We start from the raw sequence: 2821 nt of genomic DNA on the forward strand, positions 1-2821 counted from the left end.
CAGAATGAAGTGCCCGATTCCCTGATCGGCAACTGACGTACCTTCATCCAGGGCACCGATCACCCTGATCGAGGGATCGTCGACCCTCGGGCTATCCACCCCCCGGTCTGCATATGGCGCGGGGGCCCTTCGACAACGACAGCTTTGCCATTCCGTCGGGAATGCGAACACGGAAGGTTATGTCATGCTCACGTCCTCTCACATCAGCAGACTTGCTTGCGGGCTTACCACCGCTGCGGTAGCACTGACACTCGCCGGCTGCGGGGCAGCAAGCAACGCCGAATCACACGGCGATGTAATCAAACTCGGTGAGACCAGTGGAATCAGTGGGCCGGCCGGGGGCTACGGCAAGGCCCTGAGCGAAGGGCAGCAGGCGATCTTTCGGGCAGTCAACGACGCCGGCGGCGTGGACGGGAAGAAGATCGAACTGACACTGCTCGATGACGGCCTCGATGTGGCCCGTGCGGTGCAGAACGTGCGGAAGCTGGTCACAGACCGGAACATAGCGATTGTCGGCGGCTCCGGTTCGGGCTCGATCGACGCGATCGTCCCGGTCCTGGACAAGGCAGGCGTTCCCCTGCTCTTCCCTGCGAAGTCGAGTCCGTCCTTCGTCAACGCAGTAGTGCCACAGGCCTTCGCGATGGTTCCCACTTTCCCTGATCAGGCACATGCTCTCGTGTCCGCAGCGTACGAGAAGACCGGACCAGGAAGCGTCTTCCTTGTCCGCACGGTGTCCGACCAGAATGACCCGATACTGGCGAAGGTCGAGGCTGCAGTCCAAAATGGCGGTGGCTCATTTCTCGGCACGGCGATCGTGCCGTTCGGGGCCGACGTGACACCCGTCGCACTCCAAGTCGCCGAGGCGAGGCCGGATTATGTCGTCTTCACCTCCGCTCCCGCTGAGACCACCAAGATCGTCAATTACCTTGCCGGCAAGGACCAGCTCCCGAGAAGGGCGATCCTCGGTACGACCTCGCTTCCCGGTGAGACCTTTCTGCAGGGAACACCGCGGAGCGCACACGAACTTCTCTTCAGCCTGGCCATCACCAAGCCACCCACGGACCCGAGCGCTGCCGATTGCCTAGACGCGGTACGAAAGTACTACCCGGACTCACAGATCGACACAGTGACGACGTTCGGTTGCGCGATCGCGCAGGCCGTGGTCGCGGGACTCGAACTCGCTGGACCTGACCCGACCAGCGAGAGCCTGGTCAAGGCACTTGCCTCCATGCAGGACCGTCAGGTGAGTCCCCTCATCCCCCCCGTGACCTTCTCTCGGGAATCGCATATGGGTCTGACTTCACTGCCAGCAGTCACCGTCAAGGACGGCCAATACCAGGCAGCCGAGACCGTCACCGTACCGGTTCTGCCGTGAGGCTCACCCACCCAATATAGGAGAGTGTCATGGGTCTGTTCCTGGAAACGGTCCTGAGCGGCGTCACCGTCGGAATGCTCTACGGCCTCCTATCCTTTGCGATGGTTGTGCTGTACAAGGCGACTGCCACCGTGAACTTCGCCCAGGGAATGATGGGAACCGCCGCCGCCTTCGTGGCGTTGACTGTCATGGTTGAGTACGGCGTCCCAGTTGGCGTGGCCATCATCGTCGGATTGGTGTTCAGCACCTTGTTGGGTGTTGTCACATTCTACGGCGTCATCCGCCCCAAGCCGAGTGCGGGTAAGACAAATGTCATTATCAGAACGCTCGCCCTCTCGCTGGTATTAGCAGCTTTCATAGACCGATTCAGGGGCGCCGGTCAGCCATTCCAATTTCCTCAACTTCTCAGCTCTGGCGGCTTCAGCCTCTTTGGAATCCAAATCAACTATTCACTGATACAAACTTTCGCCGTTGCAGGGGTTCTCCTGGGCTGCTTCAGTCTCTTTTTTCGATATACCCGCGCCGGTTTGCTCACACGCGCCATGGCCGAGTCCCGCGAAACGGTCAGGCTACTCGGTGTCCGTAGCGATCGATTATTTGCGATCGCCTGGGGAATCAGTAGTTTCTTGGCCGCGATCGTGAGCCTTCTATCCGCCAACCGTGTCTACGTCTCGACTTTCATGCTCGAAGGCCACTTACTCTACGCTTTTACAGCGGCGATCGCTTTTGGGCTCACCAGCCTGACTGGGGCGGTTGTCGGCGGCATCTGCGCAGGTCTTCTGAGCAATGTAGTCGCAACCTACTTCGGACCCGACGCGGCCAACCTCGTCATCTTCGCGGCGCTGATTACCGTCCTAGTCATTCGCCCACAGGGAATTTTTGGAGAGCGGAGAGTACATCGTGTTTGAGCACTCGGTGCAGCGACAGCTACCGACAGCCGTATTACGACGGTATTCGGGCGTGGCTACGGCGCTTGTAACGCTTGCAGCCCTCGGGTTGATCGTCCGCGAAGCCTCGTGGCAGTACGTCCTGATACTCGGCATGGCCTGGGGCGCGGTGGCTGTCGGAATGAACCTCTGGCAGGGATACCTTGGCGAACTTTCGTTCGGACATGGGGCACTCGTTGCAATCGCTGCGTATGCCTGGACCGTGGCGAGAACCGCCGGGCTGTCYCCCATACTTGCGCTTACCATTTGCGTAGGACTTACCTTGATTGCATGCGGAATTATCGGACTCGCGGTGGTCCAACTTTCACACTTTGGTTCCGCCGTTGTCACCTTCTTTCTGGCATTTGTGGTGTCGGCAGGTCTGCAGTCAAGTGCGTTCGTCGATCTCACCGGTAGCCAATCTGGTCTGCTCGTGCCTGATCTACACGTTCTTGGTGTCGATTTCGGCAACGGCGTTGGCTTGTATTACCTTGCGCTCGGTTTTCTCGCTGTCGTTCAG

3 protein-coding genes are annotated in these 2821 nt (G+C 59.5%); all 3 read left to right on the plus strand.

Annotation, left to right across the window (positions count from 1 at the left end; all coding sequences use genetic code 11):
* Positions 1–184: 184 nt before the first annotated feature.
* Positions 185–1375 (plus strand): ABC transporter substrate-binding protein, encoded by a 1191-nt coding sequence (locus tag AC1DWT_RS50685; RefSeq protein ID WP_206015747.1) that lies wholly within the window; start codon positions 185–187, stop codon positions 1373–1375.
* Positions 1376–1404: 29 nt separating this feature from the next.
* Complete coding sequence (locus AC1DWT_RS50690) at positions 1405–2283, plus strand: branched-chain amino acid ABC transporter permease (RefSeq protein WP_206015746.1); 879 nt, start codon at positions 1405–1407, stop codon at positions 2281–2283.
* Positions 2284–2335: 52 nt separating this feature from the next.
* Positions 2336–2821: hypothetical protein (locus AC1DWT_RS50695; RefSeq protein WP_477926204.1), on the plus strand; the 486-nt coding region annotated here is incomplete at its 3' end.

It is taken from the genome of Rhodococcus sp. P4_B6, from assembly GCF_056402215.1.

What these genes read in the sequence shown, in the direction of transcription:
- AC1DWT_RS50685 (WP_206015747.1), top strand. Translation starts at nt 185, where the DNA reads ATGCTCACGTCCTCTCACATCAGCAGACTTGCTTGCGGGCTTACCACC.
- AC1DWT_RS50690 (WP_206015746.1), top strand. Translation starts at nt 1,405, where the DNA reads ATGGGTCTGTTCCTGGAAACGGTCCTGAGCGGCGTCACCGTCGGAATG.